The sequence below is a fragment of the Paraburkholderia hospita genome (genome assembly GCF_002902965.1).
GTDB classification, from domain to species: Bacteria; Pseudomonadota; Gammaproteobacteria; order Burkholderiales; family Burkholderiaceae; genus Paraburkholderia; species Paraburkholderia hospita.
In genome coordinates this window covers 1450681-1471871 of the sequence record NZ_CP026107.1, presented here as the reverse complement: position 1 = coordinate 1471871, position 21191 = coordinate 1450681, and the positions used below count along the sequence as shown (strand labels likewise).

Annotated in this window: 17 protein-coding genes; 12 read left to right on the top strand and 5 right to left on the bottom strand. The window is 62.5% G+C overall.

Features of this window, described 5'->3' with window-relative positions:
* Positions 1–7: 7 nt before the first annotated feature.
* From C2L64_RS39840 to sctC, 7 genes are all read left to right on the top strand, one after another.
* Complete coding sequence (locus tag C2L64_RS39840; RefSeq protein WP_238554564.1) at positions 8–736, top strand: type III secretion protein HrpB4; 729 nt, start codon at positions 8–10, stop codon at positions 734–736.
* On the top strand, positions 721–1485 hold the full coding sequence (gene sctL / locus C2L64_RS39835; RefSeq protein ID WP_007579491.1) for a type III secretion system stator protein SctL: 765 nt from the start codon (positions 721–723) through the stop codon (positions 1483–1485). Before C2L64_RS39840 ends, sctL begins: the two co-directional genes overlap by 16 nt.
* Positions 1485–2882: a type III secretion system ATPase SctN gene (gene sctN / locus C2L64_RS39830; protein ID WP_007579492.1), complete on the top strand. Its 1398-nt coding sequence runs from the start codon at positions 1485–1487 to the stop codon at positions 2880–2882. Before sctL ends, sctN begins: the two co-directional genes overlap by 1 nt.
* Complete coding sequence (locus C2L64_RS39825; protein WP_007579494.1) at positions 2879–3376, top strand: type III secretion protein; 498 nt, start codon at positions 2879–2881, stop codon at positions 3374–3376. The genes sctN and C2L64_RS39825 overlap by 4 nt, the downstream gene beginning before the upstream one ends.
* A complete protein-coding gene (gene sctT, locus C2L64_RS39820; protein ID WP_007579496.1) occupies positions 3373–4230 on the top strand; it encodes a type III secretion system export apparatus subunit SctT in 858 nt (285 codons plus the stop codon). The genes C2L64_RS39825 and sctT overlap by 4 nt, the downstream gene beginning before the upstream one ends.
* Positions 4231–4480: 250 nt before the next feature.
* On the top strand, positions 4481–5935 hold the full coding sequence (locus tag C2L64_RS39815) for a helix-turn-helix transcriptional regulator (protein WP_007579498.1): 1455 nt from the start codon (positions 4481–4483) through the stop codon (positions 5933–5935).
* 51 nt (positions 5936–5986) lie between these two features.
* Positions 5987–7765, top strand: a complete 1779-nt coding sequence (sctC, locus tag C2L64_RS39810) for a type III secretion system outer membrane ring subunit SctC (RefSeq protein ID WP_086908605.1) — start codon at positions 5987–5989, stop codon at positions 7763–7765.
* An 8-nt stretch (positions 7766–7773) separates the two neighbouring features.
* Here the strand turns inward: sctC and C2L64_RS39805 are convergent, their stop codons facing one another.
* A complete protein-coding gene (locus C2L64_RS39805) occupies positions 7774–9018 on the bottom strand; it encodes an NAD(P)/FAD-dependent oxidoreductase (protein WP_007583754.1) in 1245 nt (414 codons plus the stop codon).
* An 835-nt stretch (positions 9019–9853) separates the two neighbouring features.
* On the opposite strand from C2L64_RS39805, the gene C2L64_RS39800 reads away from it, so the two are divergent.
* A complete protein-coding gene (locus C2L64_RS39800; protein WP_079482384.1) occupies positions 9854–10909 on the top strand; it encodes an acyltransferase family protein in 1056 nt (351 codons plus the stop codon).
* 78 nt (positions 10910–10987) lie between these two features.
* On the opposite strand, the gene C2L64_RS39795 is transcribed toward C2L64_RS39800, so the two are convergent.
* Positions 10988–11455: a CBS domain-containing protein gene (locus C2L64_RS39795; protein WP_007583758.1), complete on the bottom strand. Its 468-nt coding sequence runs from the start codon at positions 11453–11455 to the stop codon at positions 10988–10990.
* A 331-nt stretch (positions 11456–11786) separates the two neighbouring features.
* Between C2L64_RS39795 and C2L64_RS39790 the strand changes: the two genes are divergently transcribed.
* Positions 11787–12536: a glutathione S-transferase family protein gene (locus C2L64_RS39790; RefSeq protein WP_007583760.1), complete on the top strand. Its 750-nt coding sequence runs from the start codon at positions 11787–11789 to the stop codon at positions 12534–12536.
* A gap of 32 nt (positions 12537–12568) precedes the next feature.
* Here the strand turns inward: C2L64_RS39790 and C2L64_RS39785 are convergent, their stop codons facing one another.
* Positions 12569–13435 carry a LysR family transcriptional regulator gene (locus C2L64_RS39785; protein ID WP_007583763.1) on the bottom strand — a complete coding sequence of 289 codons (867 nt, stop codon included), beginning with the start codon at positions 13433–13435 and terminating at the stop codon, positions 12569–12571.
* Between the two features lie 188 nt (positions 13436–13623).
* Between C2L64_RS39785 and C2L64_RS39780 the strand changes: the two genes are divergently transcribed.
* The 3 genes from C2L64_RS39780 (at position 13624) to C2L64_RS39770 (ending at position 16924) form a co-directional block, all read left to right on the top strand.
* Positions 13624–14622, top strand: a complete 999-nt coding sequence (locus tag C2L64_RS39780; RefSeq protein ID WP_407671926.1) for an NAD(P)H-quinone oxidoreductase — start codon at positions 13624–13626, stop codon at positions 14620–14622.
* 749 nt (positions 14623–15371) lie between these two features.
* The gene (locus C2L64_RS39775) at positions 15372–16001 is read left to right on the top strand and encodes a glycoside hydrolase family 19 protein (RefSeq protein WP_007583767.1); all 630 of its coding nucleotides are present in this window, start codon (positions 15372–15374) and stop codon (positions 15999–16001) included.
* A 299-nt stretch (positions 16002–16300) separates the two neighbouring features.
* Positions 16301–16924, top strand: a complete 624-nt coding sequence (locus tag C2L64_RS39770) for a hypothetical protein (protein WP_238554639.1) — start codon at positions 16301–16303, stop codon at positions 16922–16924.
* A 62-nt stretch (positions 16925–16986) separates the two neighbouring features.
* Here the strand turns inward: C2L64_RS39770 and C2L64_RS39765 are convergent, their stop codons facing one another.
* Entirely contained in the window at positions 16987–20652 is a 3666-nt protein-coding gene (locus tag C2L64_RS39765) for a WD40 repeat domain-containing protein (RefSeq protein WP_007583771.1), read from the bottom strand.
* Positions 20649–21179 carry a toll/interleukin-1 receptor domain-containing protein gene (locus C2L64_RS56395; protein ID WP_407671925.1) on the bottom strand — a complete coding sequence of 177 codons (531 nt, stop codon included), beginning with the start codon at positions 21177–21179 and terminating at the stop codon, positions 20649–20651. The genes C2L64_RS39765 and C2L64_RS56395 overlap by 4 nt, the downstream gene beginning before the upstream one ends.
* Positions 21180–21191 lie beyond the last annotated feature (12 nt).

The window sequence follows — 21191 nt, the reverse complement described above, 5'->3', positions numbered from 1 at the left end:
CATGGCGATGGCTGCATCCGCCGCGATGCCACGGCAACGGTCTACGAACGAGCCGCGTCTCACACCCGCCGACGCCACGCAGATTCTGCTCGGCTGGCAACGCAATGCGCGCAGCACTTTGACGTGGCTGCATCGGGACTGGCTCGCGCTTGCACTGGGCATCGATCCAGCGCCAAGCAGCGAAGAAGCGCTAGCAGCGTTGCGCGAACGGTGCGACGAAGCATGCTCGCTCGCCGTGTTGCGCGTGCTGCTGCCCGCGCCGCCGACGCTCGAAGCATTCAGCGCCACGCTCGCCACGCGGCTCGACGCGCTGCCTGTCGAGACCGGTTTGCGCGTGTTGCGGATGCAGGCGCTGCTGGCGCGTCGCGCGGAAGTGCGGCGTCTGGTCGATCGAACCACGCGCAAACGCCTCGCGGAGTGGATTGGCTGCCCGCTTGACGATCTGCTCGGCAAGACAGTGCCTGAAGCGCCGTCGCTTGCCGATGCGAAGCGCGAGCGCGCCGGAACACGCGCGCTCGGTTCGATCGATGCCGATGCGCTCGCGCTCGAAGGGTTGACACTGCTGCCGCTTATGGACACGCATCCAATGATGCTGCGACTCGCGCTGCCACGTGAAGACGACGAGCAGGACGCGACGAACGCAAAGCCTTCGGACGACGAATGCGAAGAAGCGTTCGCATTGCTGCGCGAGCGCATCGGACCGCTTTTACCGGAGTCCGCATGGTTATCTGGCTGAGCCGTCCGCGCGAAGCGCACGCGACCAGCAACACGCGCAAGGACAAGAACGAACCGCGCGTCGGCCTCGTCGGCGATATCGTGCCGCGCGAAACCTTCGGCATGCTTGCGACGATCGACGATGTCTACGGCCGCGTCGAGGCCGAACGTCAGGCGATTCTCGCCGCCGCGCAGATCGAGCGCGAGCAGATTCTTCAAGCCGCGCGAGATGAAGCAAAGGCCCTCGTCGCGTCGGCGGCGCGCGAGCGTGAAGCGGCGTCGGAACAGGGCTACGCGGAAGGCGTCGCGCGTGGCGAGGCGCAGTGGATCGAACGCGTTGCCGCGTTGAGCGCCGATGCGCAGCGCCTGCAAAAAGGCATGCGCAACCGGATGGCCGAACTCGTGATGCTCGCCGTCGAGCAACTGGTGCGCGCCGAAAGCGCACAGGCGTTGTTCGCGCGGGCGACGGACACGATCGACCGCATCGTCGAAGGCTCGGCGAACTTGCGCGTGAGCGTGCATCCCGCCGATCTCGACGCGGCGCGCGCCGCATTCGGCGAGTTCGACGCGCGTCTGCGCATGCTGGGGCGGCCCGTGCCGCTTGCCGTAACAGCAGATCCTCGCCTGGAACGCGGCGCGTGCGTGTGCGAATCGGATCTCGGCATCGTCGATGCGAGCCTGTCGACACAACTCGATTCGATGCGCGCGGCAATCGTGCGAGCGCTCAACACTTCGCTGAAAACGCACAGCGCGCAAGCAGAGACACACTGATGAGCACCACGGCCTCGAAGAATCAACTGCAAGACCCGGTGCAGGCCGATGTATTCGGCCTGCACGAGCACGGCCTGCGCGAACTGGGCGGCGCGATCGAACGCGAGATCCGCGCACTGTTGCCCGTGCGTCAGACGGGCAAGATCGCCGAAGTGGTCGGCACGCTGATCAAGGTCGCGGGCATCGATCTGAAGCTCGGCGAACTGTGCGAGCTGCGTACGCCGCAAGGCAAGCTGTTGCAGCATGGCGAAGTGATCGGCTTCACGCGCGAGCATGCCGTCGTGTCGCCGTTCGCGCAGTTAACCGAAGTGTCGCGCGCGACGCATGTGATCGGCTTGCAGCGGCCGTTGTCGGTGCCTGTCGGCGATGCGTTGCTCGGCCGTGTGATCGATGCACTCGGCCAGCCGATGGACGGCCGTGGCCCGATCGAAGCGGAAGACAGCCGGCCCATTTTCGCCGACCCACCGAACCCGATGACACGCCGCATGATCGAGCATCCGATGGTGACGGGTGTGCGCGTGATCGACGCCATGACGACGCTCGCCGAAGGCCAGCGCATGGGCATCTTCGCGCCAGCGGGCGTCGGCAAGAGCACCTTGCTCGGCATGCTGGCGCGCGGCGCGCAATGCGACATCAACGTGATCGCGCTGATCGGAGAACGCGGGCGCGAAGTGCGCGAATTCGTCGAGCTGATTCTCGGCGAGCAGGGCATGGCGCGCTCCGTCGTCGTGTGCGCGACGTCGGACCGCTCGTCGAGCGAGCGTGCGAAGGCGGCCTACGTCGCCACCGCGATTGCCGAGTACTTCCGCGACGAAGGCAAACGCGTGCTGCTGATGATGGATTCGCTGACGCGCTTCGCGCGCGCGGGCCGCGAGATCGGCCTTGCAGCGGGCGAGCCGCCCGCGCGGCGCGGCTTTCCGCCTTCGGTGTTCGCGGAGTTGCCGCGTCTGCTGGAGCGCGCGGGGATGGGCGAGCGCGGCTCGATTACCGCGCTCTACACGGTGCTTGCCGAAGACGAATCGGGCAGCGATCCGATTGCCGAAGAAGTGCGCGGCGTGCTCGACGGTCACCTGATTCTGTCGCGCGAAATCGCTGCGCAGAACCGCTATCCCGCCATCGACGTGCTCGGCAGCCTGTCGCGCGTGATGTCACAGGTGATGCCGCGCGAGTTCATGGCGTCGTCCGCGCGGCTACGCAAGCTGCTCGCGAAGCATCGTGAAGTGGACATGCTGCTGCAGATTGGCGAGTACCAGCCGGGCACCAATGCGCTGGCGGACGAAGCGATCGCGAAGATCGACGCGCTCAAGGCTTTCCTGTCACAGCCGACGGATGCCTACGCGGACCCGGCTGAAACCGAGGCCGCGTTGCACGAGCTTGCGCAGGGCAACGCGCAATGAGCGCGCCGAAACGGCAGATTGCTGCGTTGTCGCGCGCCGTATCGCGCCGTCAGCGCTCCGAGCAGGACTTGCGCGCGAGGCTCGCGCAATTCGTTGCGGCGCGCTTGCCATTGGTCGAAAACGAAGCGCAGGCGCGTGGGCATGCAGCGGAACTCGAAGCGCAGGCGCGTTCGTACCGCCAGCGCATCAGCGCGATGATGGCGGGCGCGGAGCCATTTTCGATCGATACGTTGACGGCGATCCGCCTGTACGCGGAAGAAGTCAACCGGCACCACGCGACGGCATGTGAAGCCGTGAAAGCCGCGCAACACGCGCTCATCGAGCACGACGCCGGAATCGCAAACACGCGCCGCGAGATCGCGAAGAACCGTGGACGCATCGACTTGTGCGAAAAGCGCATCGGCATATTGCAGCGCGTGCTCGATGGCATCGCTGCCGACGCGGAAGACGAGGACATCGAGGAGACGGCGCTCGCGCGCCTTGCACGCGGATGAACGAGCTTCTGCAATTTTACGGCCCCTGGCTGCTCAAGCACCTTGCCGTGCTCGGCGTCTGCTCGCTGCGGCTCTACGCGATCATGACGCTGTTTCCGCCCACCGCCGACGGCGTGCTGCAAGGCCGCTTGCGCAATGGCGTCGCGTTGAGCTTCTCGCTGTTCGTCGCGCTTGCGCAGCCGGAGTCGTTCGCCGATTCGCTGACGGGCTTCGCGCTGGTGATCACAAGCTTGCGTGAAACGCTGATCGGCGTCGTGATGGGGTTCGCGGCGGCGACGGTGTTCTGGGTCGCGGAAGGCGCGGGTATCTATCTGGATAATCTGACGGGCTACAACAACGCGCAGTTGAGCAACCCGATGCTGTCGCAACAATCCACACCGTCCGCGACGCTGCTCGGCCAGATCGCGACCGTTGCGTTCTGGTCGCTGGGAGGCATGCAGTTTTTGCTGGAGGCGCTGTACGAGTCGTATCGATGGTGGCCGGTCGCATCGACGAAGCCGATGTCGACGGATTTCCTCGCCGTGTTCGCGATGCATCAGACGGACACGCTGATGCAGACCATCGCGAAGCTCGCCGCGCCGATGCTGCTCGTGTTGCTGCTGATCGACCTCGGTGCGAATCTCGCGTCGAAGGCCGCGCAGAAACTCGATCTGAGCGCGTTGAGTCAACCGATCAAGGGCGCAGTGACGGTGCTGATGCTGGCCGTCTTCGCGGGTCTTTTCGTGCACCAGGTGCAGGACCAGCTCGACTTGCGGCTCTTCAAGGAGCAGGTTCGCGCGATCGCGCAGATGAGCGACCGCGACACCGATCTGAAGCCGGGCGCGCAGCCGCTTCGCAACGATGTGTCGCCGTGATGTCAGCGGTCCGCGTACAAGCAAAGAAGTGAGCTTTGTTGAGGGTTCTTGTCTGCCGCGCGCGTCAAATCTCAACTTTACTCAAGCCTCAACTGTTTCCTCTGATTATTGAGCTTTTCACATTTCTGCCTGGCTACAGTGCATTCCGTCACCGCGACGTCCGTAGCAAAAACGTCGCAATCGTTTCAACGCGCTCACGCAGCATCGGCCCGACGCCTGCGCGAGCCTTACGACGGAATCAGCCACAGCCATGCTCGTTACCTACTACTTCCCGTACGTGTCGATGCTCAACGCAGCGTCGGTGCCTTCCAGCGTCGTCGAACTGATTCGCAACGGCCATGTGCATGCCGCGGCGGCAAACGTGCAGCGGCTCGTCGATAGCCACGACGATGCGCCGCCTGCCGCGCTGCTGCAATTGCAGGGCGATCTGCAACTGTCGCTCGGCATGGAGGTCGATGCCGACGACTCGTACCGCGAAGCGCAAAAGCGCATGCGCGACGACAAGGACGGCATGCGCTTCGCGTCGTGCCGCAACGCGGGCTGGCAAGCGCTGTTCCGTTACCGCTACGGCACCGCGATGTCGTGCTTCATGCAGATCGCCGATCATCCGCTGGCGAGCGTCGCGCTGCGGCTCGACGCGCTGTTCGGCGCGTTCGGCGTGCTGTTCAGCGTGGGCCGTCTGCGCGATGCGGATGCCGTGCTCGATACGCTCGAAGACCTGCTCGACGAAGTGACATCGAATGGCGCGTTTCATCATGCAGACGGCTGGCAGCGTCTCTTGAGCACCGTGCGGTTCGACGTCGAAGCGCAGAGCACGCTGCGCTCGCGCGCGACGCTGTCCGATCACATCTACTGGCAAGTTGGCCTGACGGGCGACGCCGCGCCGCGCGTCGCGCCGCAACGGCCCGCCGCGCTGCGACTGTTGACGGGCGCGATTGAAGACCAGTTGCTGCGTGGGCGCGTCGAGTTTCTCGATGGGCTGGCGCGACTGGCGGGCGGCGAGCGCGACGCGCAGCAGCAGATCGTTGCGCATGCGGAGTGGGCGGGCAAGCAGGGCATCCAGAACTATCAGAGCGCGGTGCGTATCGAGATCGTGCTCGCGAGTCTTGCTGGCGGCGTGTCGTCGCTGGCCGAGTCGGTGCTCGTGTTGCTGACGGCCGAGGTGCGTATGCCGCAGAGCCATCGGCAACTGGAGTATCTGTATTGCCTCGCGAAGCTGCGCCATCTGCAGGGGCGCAGCGGCGAGTCGCTGGAGGTGTACACGCGCTATGCGCTGGCCGCCGTCAATTGCATCCGCGACGAAGCCGGCGCGCTCGCGCGCTACGGCCAGCGCATCGCGCGCGCGCCGGAACAGCTCGACGACATCGGCACGCGGCTGCCTGCGCGTTATCGGCGCGCCTATCGCTATCTGCTCGACAACCTGGAGCGCAAGGACCTGTCGATCCGCGAAATCGCCGCGCAAGTCGGCGTGACGGATCGGGCGTTGCAGAGCGCATTCAAGACGAGCCTCGGCTCCACACCGACCGAGATCATCCGCCGCCTGCGCATGGAGCGCATCCGCGCGGAACTCGAAGCCGACGACAGCGCGCACGAGCAAGGCATTCTCGCGACAGCCGTCAAGTGGGGCGTCAGCAACCGCTCGACGCTCGTCAACAGCTACCGCCGCGAATTCAACGAATCGCCTTCGGACACGCTGAACCGCTGAGATCCTTTCGAGACCATTCCGCCAAAACCACACCTATACCGAGCGTCGATCATGAAACTCACATTCCGTCACCGCGCGATCGCGGCCGCCCTGCTGATGATAGGCTTGAACGCGGGCCACGCCGCACCGATCACGTGGCGGCCCGGCGAAGTGCACATATCGGTGGAAAGCCGCGACCTGAAAGACGTGCTGCGCGACTTCGCGGCGAGCCAGGGCATCATCGCGACGATTGCGCCGAACGTGCAGGGCACCGTGTCGGGACGCTTCGATCTGCCGCCGCGCAAGTTCATCGACACGATGGCGGCGACATTCGGCTTCGTGTGGTTTTACGACGGCAGCGTGCTCTCGATCAGCACCGCCGACGATGTGACGACCAAGGTCATCAAGCTCGACTTCGCGGGCACGCAGAGCCTGCGTTCGACGCTGAAGCAGATCGGGCTCGACACCGACCGATTCCCGATCGTCTACGACCCGGAGCAGGGCGTCGCGCTGATCACCGGGCCGCACCGGCTGATCCAGCTCGTCGACGAGGTGGCCGCGCGCCTGGACCAGAACGCGAACCGCCGCACGGGCAGCGAAGTGCGCGCGTTCCCGCTGCGCTACGGCTGGGCGGCGGATCATACGATCACCGTGAACGGCAAGACCCAGGTCGTGCCTGGCGTCGCGCATGTGATCGCGAGTCTCTATCACCCGGATCGGGACAGCGATCAACAGGGCACGTCGCGCGCATCCGCCGACGGCACCGCGAACCTGCAACAGGTCAGCCCGTATGCGGACGTGCAGGGCGGCACCAATGGCGGCTCGCCGTACAACAACGGCGGCGTGAATCCGCCGCTGCCCGATGTGTTCGCGGGCGTGACGGCGGCGGGCGGCGGGCCGGTTGGGATGCCCGGCGCGGGCGGCGCATCGGGCAACGGCCCGCAGAGCGCGGGACGCGCGGCGACGGCGGCCGTGCCGGACGGCGCGGGCTCGCTGCCCGTCATCCAGGCCGACGCGCGGACCAACTCGGTGCTGATCCGCGATCTGCCCGACCGCGTCGGCCAGTACCAGCAACTGATCGACCGGCTCGACGTGAAGCGCCGGATGGTCGAGATCGAAGCGCACATCATCGAGATCGACGACGGCGCGTTGAAGCAACTGGGCGTCGACTGGCACGCGCATTCGAGTCACGTCGATTTCCAGACGGGCAGCGGCAGTGCCAACGCGAACAACTTCAACGGCAATGTGAGCCCGACGTTTTCTTCGCTCGACACAGCCGGCAATCTCGTCGCCACGGCGACGCCGACGGGCGGGTCGCTCACGGCCGTGATCGGCGACGCGAGCCGTTATCTGCTGACGCGCATCGATGCGCTGGAGCAAAACAATCTTGCGCGCATCGATGCGAGCCCGAAGGTTGCGACGCTCGACAACGTCGAAGCCGTGATGAACAACAAGACGCAGTTCTTCATCCCCGTCTCGGGCTTTACGTCGAGCAATCTGTTCAGCGTGCAGGTCGGCAATACGCTGCGCGTGCTGCCGATGGTGGTCGATACGAACGGCACGCAGCAGATCAAGCTGCAGGTACACGTCGAAGACGGCCAGCCGACGGGCGCCAGCGTGAAAGATATTCCCGAAATCCGCACCAGCGAGATCGATACGGAAGCCGTCGTCGCCGAAGGGCAGAGTCTGCTGATCGCCGGCTACCGGATCGACAGCGACTCGAATCTGAATACGGGCGTGCCCGTGCTGTCGAAGATTCCTGTGCTCGGCGCGCTGTTCCGCTCGCGCACGCATCAGAGCAGCCATATGGAACGGCTCGTGTTGCTGACGCCGCGCGTGATCGAATTCTAAGCGTGGGTTCAGTCCGCGCCACGGACGGTGTAGGGGGGCGCCTGCACGACGGGCGCCGCCGCTTGCAGGATGTCTTCGCGCTGCTTCGTGCTGGGCGGATAGATGCGGTCGCAGTTGATCGTGCGCTTGGTCTGTTTCGCGGCTTCGCCTTGCGACGCGAGGCGGCGCTCCCAGCCTTCCGTGTAGACGGCGCCCCACGGGCCGAGATCGAGGATGGTCGTGTACCAGTCGATGCAAAGCGGCAGCATCGCGAGGCCCAGCAGGTCGCAGACGACATTGTGGCCCGCGTGGCGCCCCATCGGGCGGCTGTGCTGGCAGGACATCACGGAGGGCCGTTCGCCGTCGATCAGGATGCGCGCGCAATCGCCCGCTGCAAACACGCCGGGCACGTCGGTGACGCGCAGGAACGAATCGACGGGCACGCGTCCGAACGCGTCGAGCGACACGGGGAATTGCGCGGTCAGCGGATTGGCGCGCATGCCGCCGCACCAGACAACGGTCGCGGCGTCGATGTGCTCGCCGCCCGTCAGTTGCACGCCGTCGCGTGTGACGGCTTCGAGCGACACGCCCGGCCTAAGCTCGACGCCTTGCGCGCGTAGCGCTTCTTCGATGACCGGTTGCGCGCCGCCCATCGCCTGACCGATCTTCGCAGAGCGGTCGGCGAGAATCACGCGCACCTCGGCGCTTGCGTTGTCGCCGACGATGCCGCGCAGCCGCGCGGGTAATTCGGCGGCGAGTTCGACGCCCGTCAGGCCTGCACCAACTACGACCACGGTGTAGCGTCCCGGCGCTTCGGGCCTTTCCGGCAAGGCGAGCAGATGTGCGTGGAGCTTCGCGGCGCCTTCGAACGTATCGACGTCGAATGTGAACTCGTGTAGCCCGGGAATTGCCGGACGTGCCAACTCGCTTCCCGCTGCCAGGATCAGGCGGTCGTAGCCGATCCATTGAGTAGATGAATCGCCGGATTCGAATCCGACGCGATGGTTTGGCAGATCGATCGAGCGGACTATGCCCTGAATCCGTCGGACGCCTGCTGGATCGAGCACGTCGGCGAGCGGCACGAGCGTGTCGTCGAGCGGCTGCTCGTAGTTGCGCACGCGAATGCTGTGATACGGCGTGCCGTTGATCACCACGACCTCGACCTGATCCGTTGGCATGTGCAGTTCGTCGAGCTTGCGCGCCGCGCCCAGCGCGCTCCACAGCCCGGCAAAGCCGGCGCCGATCACTACGATCCGCTTCGTGTCCGTATCCATGTCGGGCGTGCTCCTTGGATTAGGATGAGCCGTTGTAAGGTGGCGCGAATTCGAGTGTAGTTGGCTCGGGGGATGGCCGCTGGAATTTTCTTGTGGATGGTGCTGGTTGCGTCGGCACGCCGACAGCTCAGATAGCTCGCGAAACACGGTGAGGCTCGCGCCTTTCCGATCGTAAGCCTCGGCTGGCGCGAGTCCATCAATCGTATGCGCGCACGCGACCGGTTGAATCCGCAATCGAATCGTCCGCGTTATCCAGGTAACGGACACTCCCAACCGATCTTTCCGTCGCGTCGTCGGACAATGATGTCATTGGTTGCGTATGAATCTATCTGCCTGCGAGCACCTGCATCCGGTAATTTTTGCGTTTCCCGTCGAGCTTCTGTGCGGCGCCTAACAGTAGTGTCTTCGCGCAAACATTACCATCGCTGGGAGTGGACGGTCGCGCACCATTATTTGCGGCCCGTTTGCCGCATTATGTGTTGGACCTCGCGCTGATTCGACTTCGATACGCTCCATGTTCGGGTTCGTTGGTACCGCGATCGCAAGACAGAATTCGACGCTTCGGGTGGAATACCGCCGTCTTCAATTACACACTCCTGTTCAAGCGATGAAACGATCGCGCATCCGGATCGCGCGAGCGTTTCGTTTTGCGCAGATGTTTCTCTCGACGGAGATACGCGGAGGCGGCGATGCACGATTTGACGATGCACGACTTCGTAAAGAACACCGGCAAAGGCACGATACCCCTGGCGATCTTGTGACCGCTGCGACGTATCGCCTGCCTCCTCACGCCTGGAGCACAGCCAGGTATGGTTTACTCATCAATGGGTGAGCGATGCGCAGGCTGAATTCAATAAGAATCCTTCGCGCAGTGACAGCGACAACTGTCGTCGTGCACCACGTCTTGATACAGGACGGTCGGGTGTTCGGTGAATTCCGCGTTGACGTATTCTTCGTACTGAGTGGCTTTGTGATCGCACTCGCGCTCGAAGCCGGCACGACCAGCGTGCGCGACTTCATCGCAAGCCGCCTCGTGCGCATCGTGCCGCTTTATTGGCTCGCGACGTTGCTGGTGTTCTTCGGCGCGCTGCTTAGGCCCGATCTGTTCAATTCGACGACCGCCAATGTCCCTGAGCTGCTGAAGTCGCTCTTTTTCATTCCATACAGGAAAGAGAGCGGCCACATGTTCCCGATGCTGTTCGTCGGCTGGACGCTGAACTACGAGATGCTGTTCTACGCGACGTCGGCGCTTGCGCTGTGGCGGTTCCGGCGGAATGCCTCGTTGGTATTCGCGGCGATCACGCTGATGCTCGCCGCGGCGTTCCTGATTGCGAGCCTCGCGCATTCGAACCGGGCGATCGTCGAATTCCTCGCCTACGACCGGTTGCTCGAATTCCCGTTAGGCATCGCCGTATGGTTCGTATGGAGGAAAGGGCTACGAATTCCGGTCGCGCTGGCTGCGTTCGTGGCCATCGCGATGTATGCGCTGATGACCTGTATCGAACGGGTATGGCCGGACGTCTCCCCGGTTGTGGGAAATGGCGTGCCGACCTGTCTGCTGCTGATCAGCACGCTGAGTCTCGAAGGCCTCGTGGTAGACAGCGCGCTCACGCGCGGATTGCTGTATCTCGGCGATGCGAGCTATGCGACCTATCTCAGCCACCCGTTCGTCATCGAGGCGATGCGCAAGCTCGTTCCAAAAGTCGTGCATGGTTTCGATGTGCGCTCGCCAGCTGGGGTGATTCTCGCGGTCGTGGTGGCTTCAGTGGTGGGTTGCGTCGTCTATCGCTACATTGACAAGCCCTTGCACCGCGCGATCGGGCGCCTGATGAAAGTCAAGCGTGTCGTCAGCACGCCTGCGGGTGAGGACGCGTCTTGTCGTGTGACTTGAGGGGGAGGCGTGCGGGGTGAGCGTGGGTTGGTTGTCCCTGTCGAGACACCACGCCCATCCCTGGTCGCACGCGGATGCTTAATAGGCACCGCCCGTATCGACGGTCAGGTAGAGCATGTCGTGTTCGAGAATGCTGATGAAATGTTCGTCTTCCTGAATCAGTTCCTCGAGCACGTCACTGTTGGATAGCACGCCGATGACCTTTCCGGAATCGATCACGGGCAGATGCCGGATCCTTCTTATATGCATCAACGCCAGACACTGTTCACAGGTGTGCTCGGGGGTGACGTAATACACCTGGGTAGTCATGATGTCGGCCACCGTTGTCCCGGCGGCACTGCGGCCGGCCAGTTCGACCTTGCGGGCGTAGTCGCGCTGCGACAGGATGCCGACAAGATTGCTGCCCTGCAACACCAGCACGGTGGTGACATCCTCGTCGGCCATCAGATGCAGCGCCTTTAGCACGGCGTCCGCGGGGCCGACCGAAATCACGTTCCGAGGGTTTTCGGACAGAATTTGCCGAGCGGTCTTTCTCTCCTTTTTCATGATCGTCTCCACTAGAGGACGGACATTTGCGCACGCCGGTGCCATCAATCTGCTTACGTGCCTGCCCATTTTTCAACTATGGTTGATTGAAGTGTAGTCCGCTTCGTGGGCGCGCGGATTCGGTGCGGTTCGGGCGACTCGTTCGCGTTCTTCAACCGTTCGTTTTCTGTCCAGTCTACGTAAATTGCCGCTGATGCGACGTTGTCGCGAGGTTCAGACTGATGATGGGTCTGAACGGCCTGAAAGGCCAATCGGTCGGCGCTGCACGTCTGGACGAGCAAAAACATCCATCCATATCGGTCAACGCGGTCCGTCAATCAAGGGGGCCAGGATGCGCAAGCTGTTCTTCACGACAGGATCGCCTTTCGCCCGTGCCGTCCGTATCGTGCTGGTCGAGAAGGGACTCGATTTCGAGCGTGAGGAGACCTTTACGACGCCCAGCGTCGAAGAGCGGGCGAAGGTCGCGCCGACCCTTCAGGTTCCTACCCTGGTAGACGGTGACCTGACGCTTTGGGATTCCTCGGTGATCATCGACTACCTTATGTCCAGCTATCCAGGCGTGCCTGCGCCGGAGGGGATGGATCCGCTGGCAAGCGACTATGTGCGCGCCACGCAAAGCTGGCACGACAAACTCGTTCTCGCGACTTTACAGACGTTCGGCGTGTCGACGACGATGGTGTCGCAACTGCAATGGTCTGGGGTCAGGCATGAAGAAAATGTTCATGCGGCGCGATGCGCCATGCGCAACCAGTATCTTCTCGACTGGTTCGAGACTCAGCTTGTCGGCGCTGACGGCGCTTTCGTCCCCGGCGTGATGTCGGCTCAGGACATCTTGCTCACCTGCATCTGTCAGTTCATTGAAACGCGCCCGTTGCGATTGTCCTGGCGTGCTGCTGGCCGACCCAGGCTCGCGTCGCTGGTCGCTCGAATGCAAAGACGCCCCTCTTTCCAGCAGGAACCCGCACTTTGGTGGGAACCCGGCGTGACGTATGCCACTGCCGCCGAGGTGGAATGGGCAAGACATAAAACCATTCATGAGGGGCCCGGCTTCAGCGAATGGGCGTCGGGGTCTGCAAGCTGAGGTAATGGGTGACACGAGCAGCGCATTCGCTGCTATCGATCGAACGCTAAGACGATCTCGTCGATCGTCACGCGGATGCGCGCGGTGTGTCGCAGATCCTGATGCGTGACGAGCCAGATTTCATACGGCGCGTCGTTCGAGTGGTCCGGCCAGATTCGCACGAGGCCGTCGCGTTCGGCCATCGGCACGGGTAGAGGGCTGATGCCGAGCCCGGCTCTGAGCGCCGCGCGCAGCGTCAGGTTCGTGTTCAGGCGCGCGACGATCCGGCCGTCCGTCAGCGGTTCCCCGAGGAATTCCGGCACGCGCGCCTTGGCAAAATACGGCTGGTAGACCACCAGATCGTGCCCCGCGAATCGCTCACCCGGCACCGGTTCGCCATGGCGCCGCAGATAGTCGGGCGACGCGAACAGCCCCACTTCCCAACTCGCCACGCGGCGGGCAAGCAGATCCGGATTGCGCGGCTTGACGGTCCGGATCGCGATGTCGGCTTCGCGCTTCGCGAGATTGAGCACCTGGGTCGTCGTGTCGAGCATCACCGATACATCCGGATGCTTCATATGCAGGCGCTCGATCGCCGGCATGACGAACTCCTGGGCAAGCGCATCCGTCGTCGAGAGCTTCACCTCGCCGGCAAGGCGCTTGTCCACGCCTTGTGTGTGGCGGACGAGGTCGTGCGCGGACTGTTCCATCGCCTCGGCGGCGCGGATCGCGATCTTGCCGACGGGCGTGAGCTCATAGCCGTTCGACGTGCGCAGGAATAGCGTCGCGCCGAGCGTGTGCTCGAGCGCGGCAAGTCTGCGGCCCACCGTTGCCTGATCGATGTCGAGCGCGCGGGCGGCGGCGCGCAAGGTCCTTTCCCGATGGAGCGCGACGAAGATGCGCGCGTCGTCCCAGTTCATATCGCCTCCGGCGTGATGCAAATTTGCATCATACGATCGGCAATTCGCTGCGGGTCAAAACCCGGCTGCGCCGCTACACTTTTTTCAACCGATGCAGCGATTCAGCAGGTTGACCGAATCCGCGGCGCATCTGGCATTTTGAAAAGGATGAAGTCGTGTCACACGAAACCAAAGCGATTCCCGCGGCGATGACCGCGATCGACATTACGCAGCCGGGCGGCCCGGATGTGCTCGTGCCCGTCGAGCGGCCGGTTCCCGCACCCGCCGACGACGAGGTGCTGATCCGCGTTCATGCCGCCGGCGTAAACGGTCCTGACGTGATGCAGCGCAAGGGCTTGTACGATCCGCCGCCGGGGGCGTCGGACATTCCCGGGCTCGAAGTCGCGGGCGAGGTCGTGTCCGTCGGGCGCTCCGTGACGCGGTTCGCGGTCGGCGATCTCGTCTGCGCGCTGGTCCCGGGTGGTGGCTACGCGGAGTATGCGGTCGCGCACGAGAGCAACACACTGGCGATTCCCGAAGGTCTCTCGGTGGTCGAAGCGGCCGCGATGCCCGAGACCTTTCTGACGGTATGGCTGAACCTGTTCCAGCGCGGCAATTTTGCAGCGGGCGAAAGCGTGCTGATCCACGGCGGCGCATCCGGCATCGGCACCACCGCGACGATGCTCGCGAAGGCATTCGGCGCATCGAAGATCATCACGACGGTCAGCTCGGACGCGCAGCGTGACGCGAGCATCGCGCTCGGCGCCGATGTCGCGGTTGATTACCGGAACGAGGATTTTGTCGAGGCGGTCATGCGCGAGACGGGCGGGCGCGGCGTGGACGTGGTCGTCGATATCATTGCTGGCGACTACGTCGCGCGGAACTACGCGGCGGCCGCGATGAACGGCCGCATCGTGCAAATCGGCATCATCAAGGGCCCGGCGCCAGCACTCGACCTGTTCCCGATGCTGGCGAAACGCCTCACGCACATCGGCTCGACGCTGCGCTCGCGCACGCATGAGGAAAAAGCGGCGTTGATCGAGGATCTCGAGCGAAAGGTGTGGCCGCAGATTCGAATCGGCGCGGTGAAGCCCGTGATCTATCAAACCTTCGATCTCGACGATGCGCGCGGGGCGCATGCGCTGATGGACTCGGGGGTGCATATCGGGAAGATCGTGCTGATGACGCGGGCGGCAAGCACGGTCTGATACGTGGCTCCAGCGGGCAGTTAACGCGCTGCAGGCCGGCACGCTCGTGCGTGCCGGCGTGACGGATGTATGCCAGGTCAGCGTCCAGGCTATAACGGCCTCATCCTGAGTGCCGTCCTTGCTACCGCCGCCGAGTTTGATATGCATTTGAGGATCGACGAGTGCGGCTCGCGGCTCGCCCTTCGTCTGACATAGACGGCCGCGATTGTTGAAGGCGTCGGCATAGTTGCGTTGAAGACGGATCGCTTCATCGTAGCAGCGCAACTTCTCATCTGAATCCGTCGCATTGAAGCCCTCCTCGAACCACTGCTGCGCAGTGAGTTCCTTCTCGTTCACCGGTGGGGCTGCGGCTGCCGCCGCCTGATTTTCCTGTGCAGCCTTTTGTGCGTTCGTCGAGGCAGGATGGATGATGGCATCGAGCGTCAGGCGTTCAGGTACTTCTCGCGCAGTTCGTCCATGGTTTTCATGAAAGTCGGCACCGTCACATGCAATGCGTTGTAGGACTTGAGCGCGTTGATCTTGCCAGTGAGATGCATTGCTATAGATGGGTGTCAGATGGCCGAATTATTCTGCGCAATCTGCGTTCATTTGTTCGAGGTCGCACAAAACTATTCTTGCTTTCAATTGACTCACAAACTATCTTCGATTTCACAATGAAAGGTGGGACTCTGCATTGCCGGCAATGACGCTTCCTTAACTGAAGCACTCACCGGCACCCACCGTGCAATCATTTGCGTATCGGAGGAATCATGTTGGATGCCAATTCCCTCAAGCGTGCCTTCCCGCGCTGCGGCGATCCTGCTGGCTGGGCGGCCGGCCTGAATGCTTCACTGCCGAAGTTCGGCATCGATACGCCGGATCGCATTGCAAGTTTTCTTGCGCAAACGGGCTACGAATCGGGACAGTTCAACAGACTCGAGGAGGCACTCGGCTATACGGCCGCGCGTCTCATGAAGGTCTGGCCAAAACGGTTTCCTGATGAAGCTACCGCAGCGCTCTATGCGGGGAATCCGATTAAACTCGCGAACTTCGTCTACGCCAACCGCATGGGCAACGGCAATGTTCAAAGCGGAGACGGTTATCTTTTTCGCGGACGAGGCATTATCCAGCTTACCGGGCGCAGCAACTACGCGGCGGCCGGAAAAGCCATTGCCGTGGAACTCGATAAGCAACCCGACTTGCTCATGAAGCCGGAAAATGCGTGCGCGGCAGCCGCCTGGTATTGGCAAAGTCGCGGTCTGAATGAACTCGCGGATGATCGCACGGACGACAACGACCTCGAAGATTTCACGGAAATTACCCGTCGCATCAACGGGGGTATCATCGGGCTCAACGATAGATTTGCGTTGTTCAAGCAAGTTCTCTCTGTGCTTCATTAAGGGAATGACTTTTGGTCCCATTCCGGCCTTTGCTTTTCTTTGCTCTTGCATCTTGGAGAGAAAGGCGGCGTGTCGACAGGCCGCGCATGTACCTTGGGGAACCGAACGTGAAAGAACCACGGCACTTTATCCACTACGTTCCGCGGCGGGTGGTCGTGCATTTTCCTCGTGACCCTCGCGCACTATGGTTCGCTGATGCGCAACATGCGTCCGCAGGTTTCCGAAGACCCGTATTCCACAAGACGCGCTCGCAGACGGGTGCCGCTACGAGAGTGCGCAAAGGAGATGTGATCTGGATAGTGAGTCAGCTGGATTCCCCGTGGGGACGGCTGCCGCCTGGCATTGATGCACGCCTGTGCGTGCGTCATATCGAAAGAGACGGCGACGCTAAAGAAATCCGTTTCGAGGCAAGCTCGCGCTCGGTATGGTTGCCGCTCGCCGATGCGAGGTCTGTTCTCGCGGACCTTCGTACTCTCAGCGCACAGGGGCGGACCAGCACGCCACTGTGGCCGCATGAAGAGCTTGGGCATCGGATTGGTCACTACCTTCAGTCCATGCGAGAACTGGAGTCCGCAGCGCCCCTTATCGCATGGGAGAAGAAGCTTGCCAGGCGTCCTTTGAGTTTCGTGAGCTACCGCATTTGCGACGGGACGAAACATGCCTTTTTAAAGTCAAAGGAGCTGCTGGAACAGGGAAGGGCGGTGTTCTGGGACAGGTGGTGCCTGCCGCGGCGCCTCGCGGAACGACGGGAAGTGGTGTCGGACGCCGCGCTCGACCGCTATTTGATGATCCAGCTGAAGGCTTGCGCGACAGTGTTCGGTATTGAGTCGCCGCTGTATTCTGAGCCGTCGAGCTACTCGGCAAAGGAGGGTGCTGCCGCCCGCCATCTCGGCACCTATCGTTCCGTCGGTGTTGCGGGCTGAGCGCGTCTGGTGATTCGGCCAGTCAGTCCGATTGGAGAAGGCGAGCGCTACGGAGCCGCACCTCACGGCGCACGAGCAACATTCCGGTTGACCGTGGGCTGCGAGGCCGGATCCGAAGCACGTGAAATCGCGATCGCCTGCCGACAGTCCGCTTCGCTAATACCATAGGTGCACCGCTCCGAACCAGTCAGCGTGCGCATCGTCAACGAGTGTGCGACACGCTCCATCAAGTCGCGGTCGAATGGAACCAGCATGATGCCGTGCTCGAACTTGACCTCCAGGATTGCATTGTTTCCCTTGAACTCGACTCCCTGGACTCCCTGGACTCTCGTGAAGTCGAGACTCAGTGCCATGTCGCCTGAGGTCAGGTCGAGCACTCTAATGTTCTTCGAGTTCCAGTAAGCCAGCCATCGGTCGTCGGTGCTGAAGCGCCATTCGTTGTTGCCAAGACGCTTGATCGATTTGCCGCCCGGACGCTGCACGACCTCGAAATCGGTGTCCTGATCGGCCGATGTGGAAGGCGTGCCCTTGACTTCGAAACCTCCGGCTGGACTGATCCGATTTCCGGCTTTTGCCAAACGCGACTCACAGTCCTTTGCCGGAATGGCGACGCTCGTCGGCTCCGAAGCCAAAAGTGAAAAAATATGGGCATCACTGTGCCCCGCGCGCGAACACACGGCGATCGACTGCGCATCGTCGTATATTGCGAGATCCGGTGCAAACGGCAGGTCGATGGGGCGCCCCGCCGGCATCAGCTGCTCATCGCGAACCGCGTAGACGGTGAGCTCCGACAACCTGGGATTGGCTGCAGAACGGCGCCAGAAACCCAGTGCGGTGCCCGACGGCGACAGATCCACCCGATAAGGTCCGCTGGCAATTGTCTCGCCGGGAGGCGTGACGATCGCACCGTCGCGGGTGCGGATCACTTCTATCCGCCCGTCCGGTCGATCCTCGATCAACAACAGTTCGCCTTCGCGTCCAAGGGGGCGCCCGCGGCCCATTTGTGGCTCGACGCGGTTTTTGCCCGTTGTCGGCTCCAGCAAGAGGGTAGTCACTTGCCGACCCTCGGCGAGCACGGCGACGATACCGTTTCGCGTGGCGTAAAGCGTCTCAGGGGCAGAGCGCAACTGAAATTGCATTGGCTTTTCCTGCTTACCGTCGGAAGCCGGCACCGGGATCTTATCGATCCATGCATTTGCAGGCGTGGCTATGGCAATCCATCGGCCGTCGGGTGCGATATCGACGGCATCGCGTTGACCGAGCATCCCGAGCAGCGGTTTGTTGGGGGAGACGGAGTAGATATGGACAACGCCGGATTGATCGATGAGTGCGGCCCGGCCTGCATCCTCCGTGATTGAAAATATCCCCGCCCTGTTGTTATTGTCGCGTAACTTCGCACCTTTGATGCGGCTCTCCCGGTACGGATCCTTCGGTTTCCCTTCACCTACGATGATGTCGCCCGAGTTCAGGAACTCGGCGAATGCACCGCCACCCGGGCTCCAAACGACGTCGTCGATCCTGCGATCTTCACTTGCCACATAATCGGCATCCTCGCTTCGTCTGGCGGCGGTATACACGCAGGTTGTCGCCTTGAAGTTGCCGGAAAACGTCTCCGCGCCGGGCGACACGGACTGCGGGTACAGACAGCGCGTCAGGTCGATCTCGGTCGGAACCCACGAACCGTCCTGCTTTTGTTCGATCCGCTCCATGAACAGGTGCTCGCGCTGTCCGGCGCCGATGATCGTCTCGCCGTTTCGCGTAATGCTCATCGCGAGGACGCCCGATGCGGGCACTGTCGCTTCAGCCGCGCTCGGTTCGAGGTAATCCCACAGCCGGATTTCCTCCTTCTTCTGGAGCGATGCGAGCCATTTGCCATCCGGGCTAAACACGAGAAACGCACGATCGGGCGTCCCCGTCTGCTGCAGCGAACGAAACAGTTCTCCCGTGCGCGCGTAGAGCAAATCGACCGACCCTGGGCGCGCAACGGCCAGAAGGGTCTGGTCCGGACTGAACGCGACGAACATCGCATCGTTGATGGCCGGCTTCGGAGACCAGAGTGGCTTCCGTATCGGCTTGCTCAGGTCAAAGACGGACAGAGCGGACTTGTCTGTGATGACGGCGAGAAGGTCGCCTTTCTTGTTGAGGGCAAGGACGGTGGCCGGCCCGCCAACCTCGTTTGGATCGAGCGCCACCGAAGGCCATACATATTGTCCAGCGGCGAGCAGTGCCGAGCGCGCCTCGCTCGTGTCGGCTCGCTTCAAACTTTCCAGCGATAGCAGCACGCCGAGTACCGGGTCCTGGTCCCGGGCCGCGCCGGCGAACGTTGCAAGCGCTCTGGACTGCGCGAGCTTGCGCTGCGTTTCGTTACTCGACCAGATCCAATAGACCGTGAGCGTCAGACACAACAGCACTATTCCCCCCACAATGACGTGACGTACCAGCTTATCCCGCTTCTTCCGCTCGGCAACGACCTGCTCCTCGACGCGCCGTTGATCGCGTTCCTCCAGCGCAGCCTTTGTCAGCAGGTCGTGAGTGAGCTCGACGCGTTCCGTTCCATGCTGGTGATCGAGCCGAAGCAGGCGTCCGTCCACTAACGTCGCAAGCTCTTCCTTGGTGACGAAGCGGTTGCCGATCGCATCATCTATCGAATAGCTGTTGCGGTAACCGTGTTCTGTAATGAGCTCTTCCTCGACGAAATGCCGTACCCGACTAGGGAAGGGGGCGAGGCTACGGCAATAGAAGCCGGTAATGATGGTGTCTTTTCCGCCCTCGAACAAGTCATAGGTGACCTGCTGCGCGCCAAGCTGCTTGCGATGCTCATTGACTTCGCGGCAGAACAGGCTGAGCAACGCAGGTTCGACCGTGAGAAGGGCAGACGCGTTAACGTTGTCGTCGGCGTCTTTAGCGACGCTGCGCGACAGGAAGTCGACGATTTTTCCTGCGAGTTCCTCAGTGACGAGATGCTTCGTGTGGTCGTTGTAGACGGCCAGCAGCGCCTGTTTGCGTCCCATCGGCAGCAGGCGCATACGGTTGCGGCGCAGCGAAGGCATGATCGGGCACCAGTCTTCGAGATCGGCGAGAAAGTCCTCGCGTAGCGACAGGACGATCTTGTAGGGCATCGCTTCCGTGTCGATCTCGTCATCGTCCACGCCGCTCTCGTTCCGATGTTGCTGGAGTGCGGCAGGAATGCGGTTTTCCGCCAGGTCTGCGAGCGCTATGCGGAAAGCCGCGACCTCGGCGGGCATCGCGCGCCCAAGCGTGAACACTTCTTCGAACTGGTCGAGGACGAACACCGGGCTTGTCATGTAGTTGAGCTTCGTCCAGAACTCGAGCTCTGGTGTGTGCAGATAGCTCCACAGCGACTGTCCGGCGTGTAGCGGCACGTGGTCCACTGCCTGGACTCGCAATGCTTCGAACAATGCAAGCGACAGTTGCTCGATCAACGGTGCAGCGCCAGGGTGGATTTGCAGACGAACCAGAATCGGCAAATAGCCCTTGTCGCGCAGCCGTGGAAAAATGCCAGCTTTGAGAATCGACGACTTGCCGAGCCCGGATTTTCCGAATAGCACCGTGACCTGCTCGTCGACAATGCGACGCAACAGCTCGTCCGATTCCGCACCGCGGCCGCTGAAGAACTCCCACGAAGATTCATCATAGGATGCAAGCCCGGGCCAGGGGTTCTGCGGATCGAGCTGCTGTGGCGGCCCAAAGTCGTGTGGGGCGTTCATCTCGAATCCTCGCGCCGCATCCCGCGAATCTCGTCCACCAACATTTTTTCCAGCTCTTCGTCAGGCAGACCACCCGGCGCGTATCCCATATGCAGGTCCTGCATGCCTGGGAAAGCGTCGAAGATCGGCCGGTACCGTTTCATGTCGCCCGTGTAGTCAGTGTCGATCACAATGGGCATGATGAACGTGCGTACCGGTATGCGCTGTTTGCGTTCGAGCGCCTCATTCCACTCCCGGAAGACATAGCCTTCCGCGCTCAGGCGGTCGACGGTCCGCTCCGAAAACACCGGGAGGAAGAGCCGTACGTCGCGCTGGATCTGGGGAAGAATCTTCTGCTCCCAGTGGTCGCCGGGCTTCAGTTCGACCTTGTCGAACCACGCGTCACCTCCGAGCTTCACGATGGCCGCGTGCAGGCGTTCCACCTCGTTCAGGTTCTCGCGTCCATAGCTGATGAAAATGCCGCCGCGTACAGCTTCTCCATCGGGTCGCGCGGCAGGACGGCGCGACGTCGCGGGATTGCGCTTCAACCAGCGCTCGTG

Bases quoted from the DNA above. Each gene is read 5' to 3' on its own strand.
- C2L64_RS39840 (WP_238554564.1), top strand. From the start codon at position 8: ATGGCTGCATCCGCCGCGATGCCACGGCAACGGTCTACGAACGAGCCG.
- sctL (WP_007579491.1), top strand. From the start codon at position 721: ATGGTTATCTGGCTGAGCCGTCCGCGCGAAGCGCACGCGACCAGCAAC.
- sctN (WP_007579492.1), top strand. From the start codon at position 1,485: ATGAGCACCACGGCCTCGAAGAATCAACTGCAAGACCCGGTGCAGGCC.
- C2L64_RS39825 (WP_007579494.1), top strand. From the start codon at position 2,879: ATGAGCGCGCCGAAACGGCAGATTGCTGCGTTGTCGCGCGCCGTATCG.
- sctT (WP_007579496.1), top strand. From the start codon at position 3,373: ATGAACGAGCTTCTGCAATTTTACGGCCCCTGGCTGCTCAAGCACCTT.
- C2L64_RS39815 (WP_007579498.1), top strand. From the start codon at position 4,481: ATGCTCGTTACCTACTACTTCCCGTACGTGTCGATGCTCAACGCAGCG.
- sctC (WP_086908605.1), top strand. From the start codon at position 5,987: ATGAAACTCACATTCCGTCACCGCGCGATCGCGGCCGCCCTGCTGATG.
- C2L64_RS39805 (WP_007583754.1), bottom strand. From the start codon at position 9,018: ATGGATACGGACACGAAGCGGATCGTAGTGATCGGCGCCGGCTTTGCC.
- C2L64_RS39800 (WP_079482384.1), top strand. From the start codon at position 9,854: ATGCGCAGGCTGAATTCAATAAGAATCCTTCGCGCAGTGACAGCGACA.
- C2L64_RS39795 (WP_007583758.1), bottom strand. From the start codon at position 11,455: ATGAAAAAGGAGAGAAAGACCGCTCGGCAAATTCTGTCCGAAAACCCT.
- C2L64_RS39790 (WP_007583760.1), top strand. From the start codon at position 11,787: ATGCGCAAGCTGTTCTTCACGACAGGATCGCCTTTCGCCCGTGCCGTC.
- C2L64_RS39785 (WP_007583763.1), bottom strand. From the start codon at position 13,435: ATGAACTGGGACGACGCGCGCATCTTCGTCGCGCTCCATCGGGAAAGG.
- C2L64_RS39780 (WP_407671926.1), top strand. From the start codon at position 13,624: ATGACCGCGATCGACATTACGCAGCCGGGCGGCCCGGATGTGCTCGTG.
- C2L64_RS39775 (WP_007583767.1), top strand. From the start codon at position 15,372: ATGTTGGATGCCAATTCCCTCAAGCGTGCCTTCCCGCGCTGCGGCGAT.
- C2L64_RS39765 (WP_007583771.1), bottom strand. From the start codon at position 20,652: ATGAACGCCCCACACGACTTTGGGCCGCCACAGCAGCTCGATCCGCAG.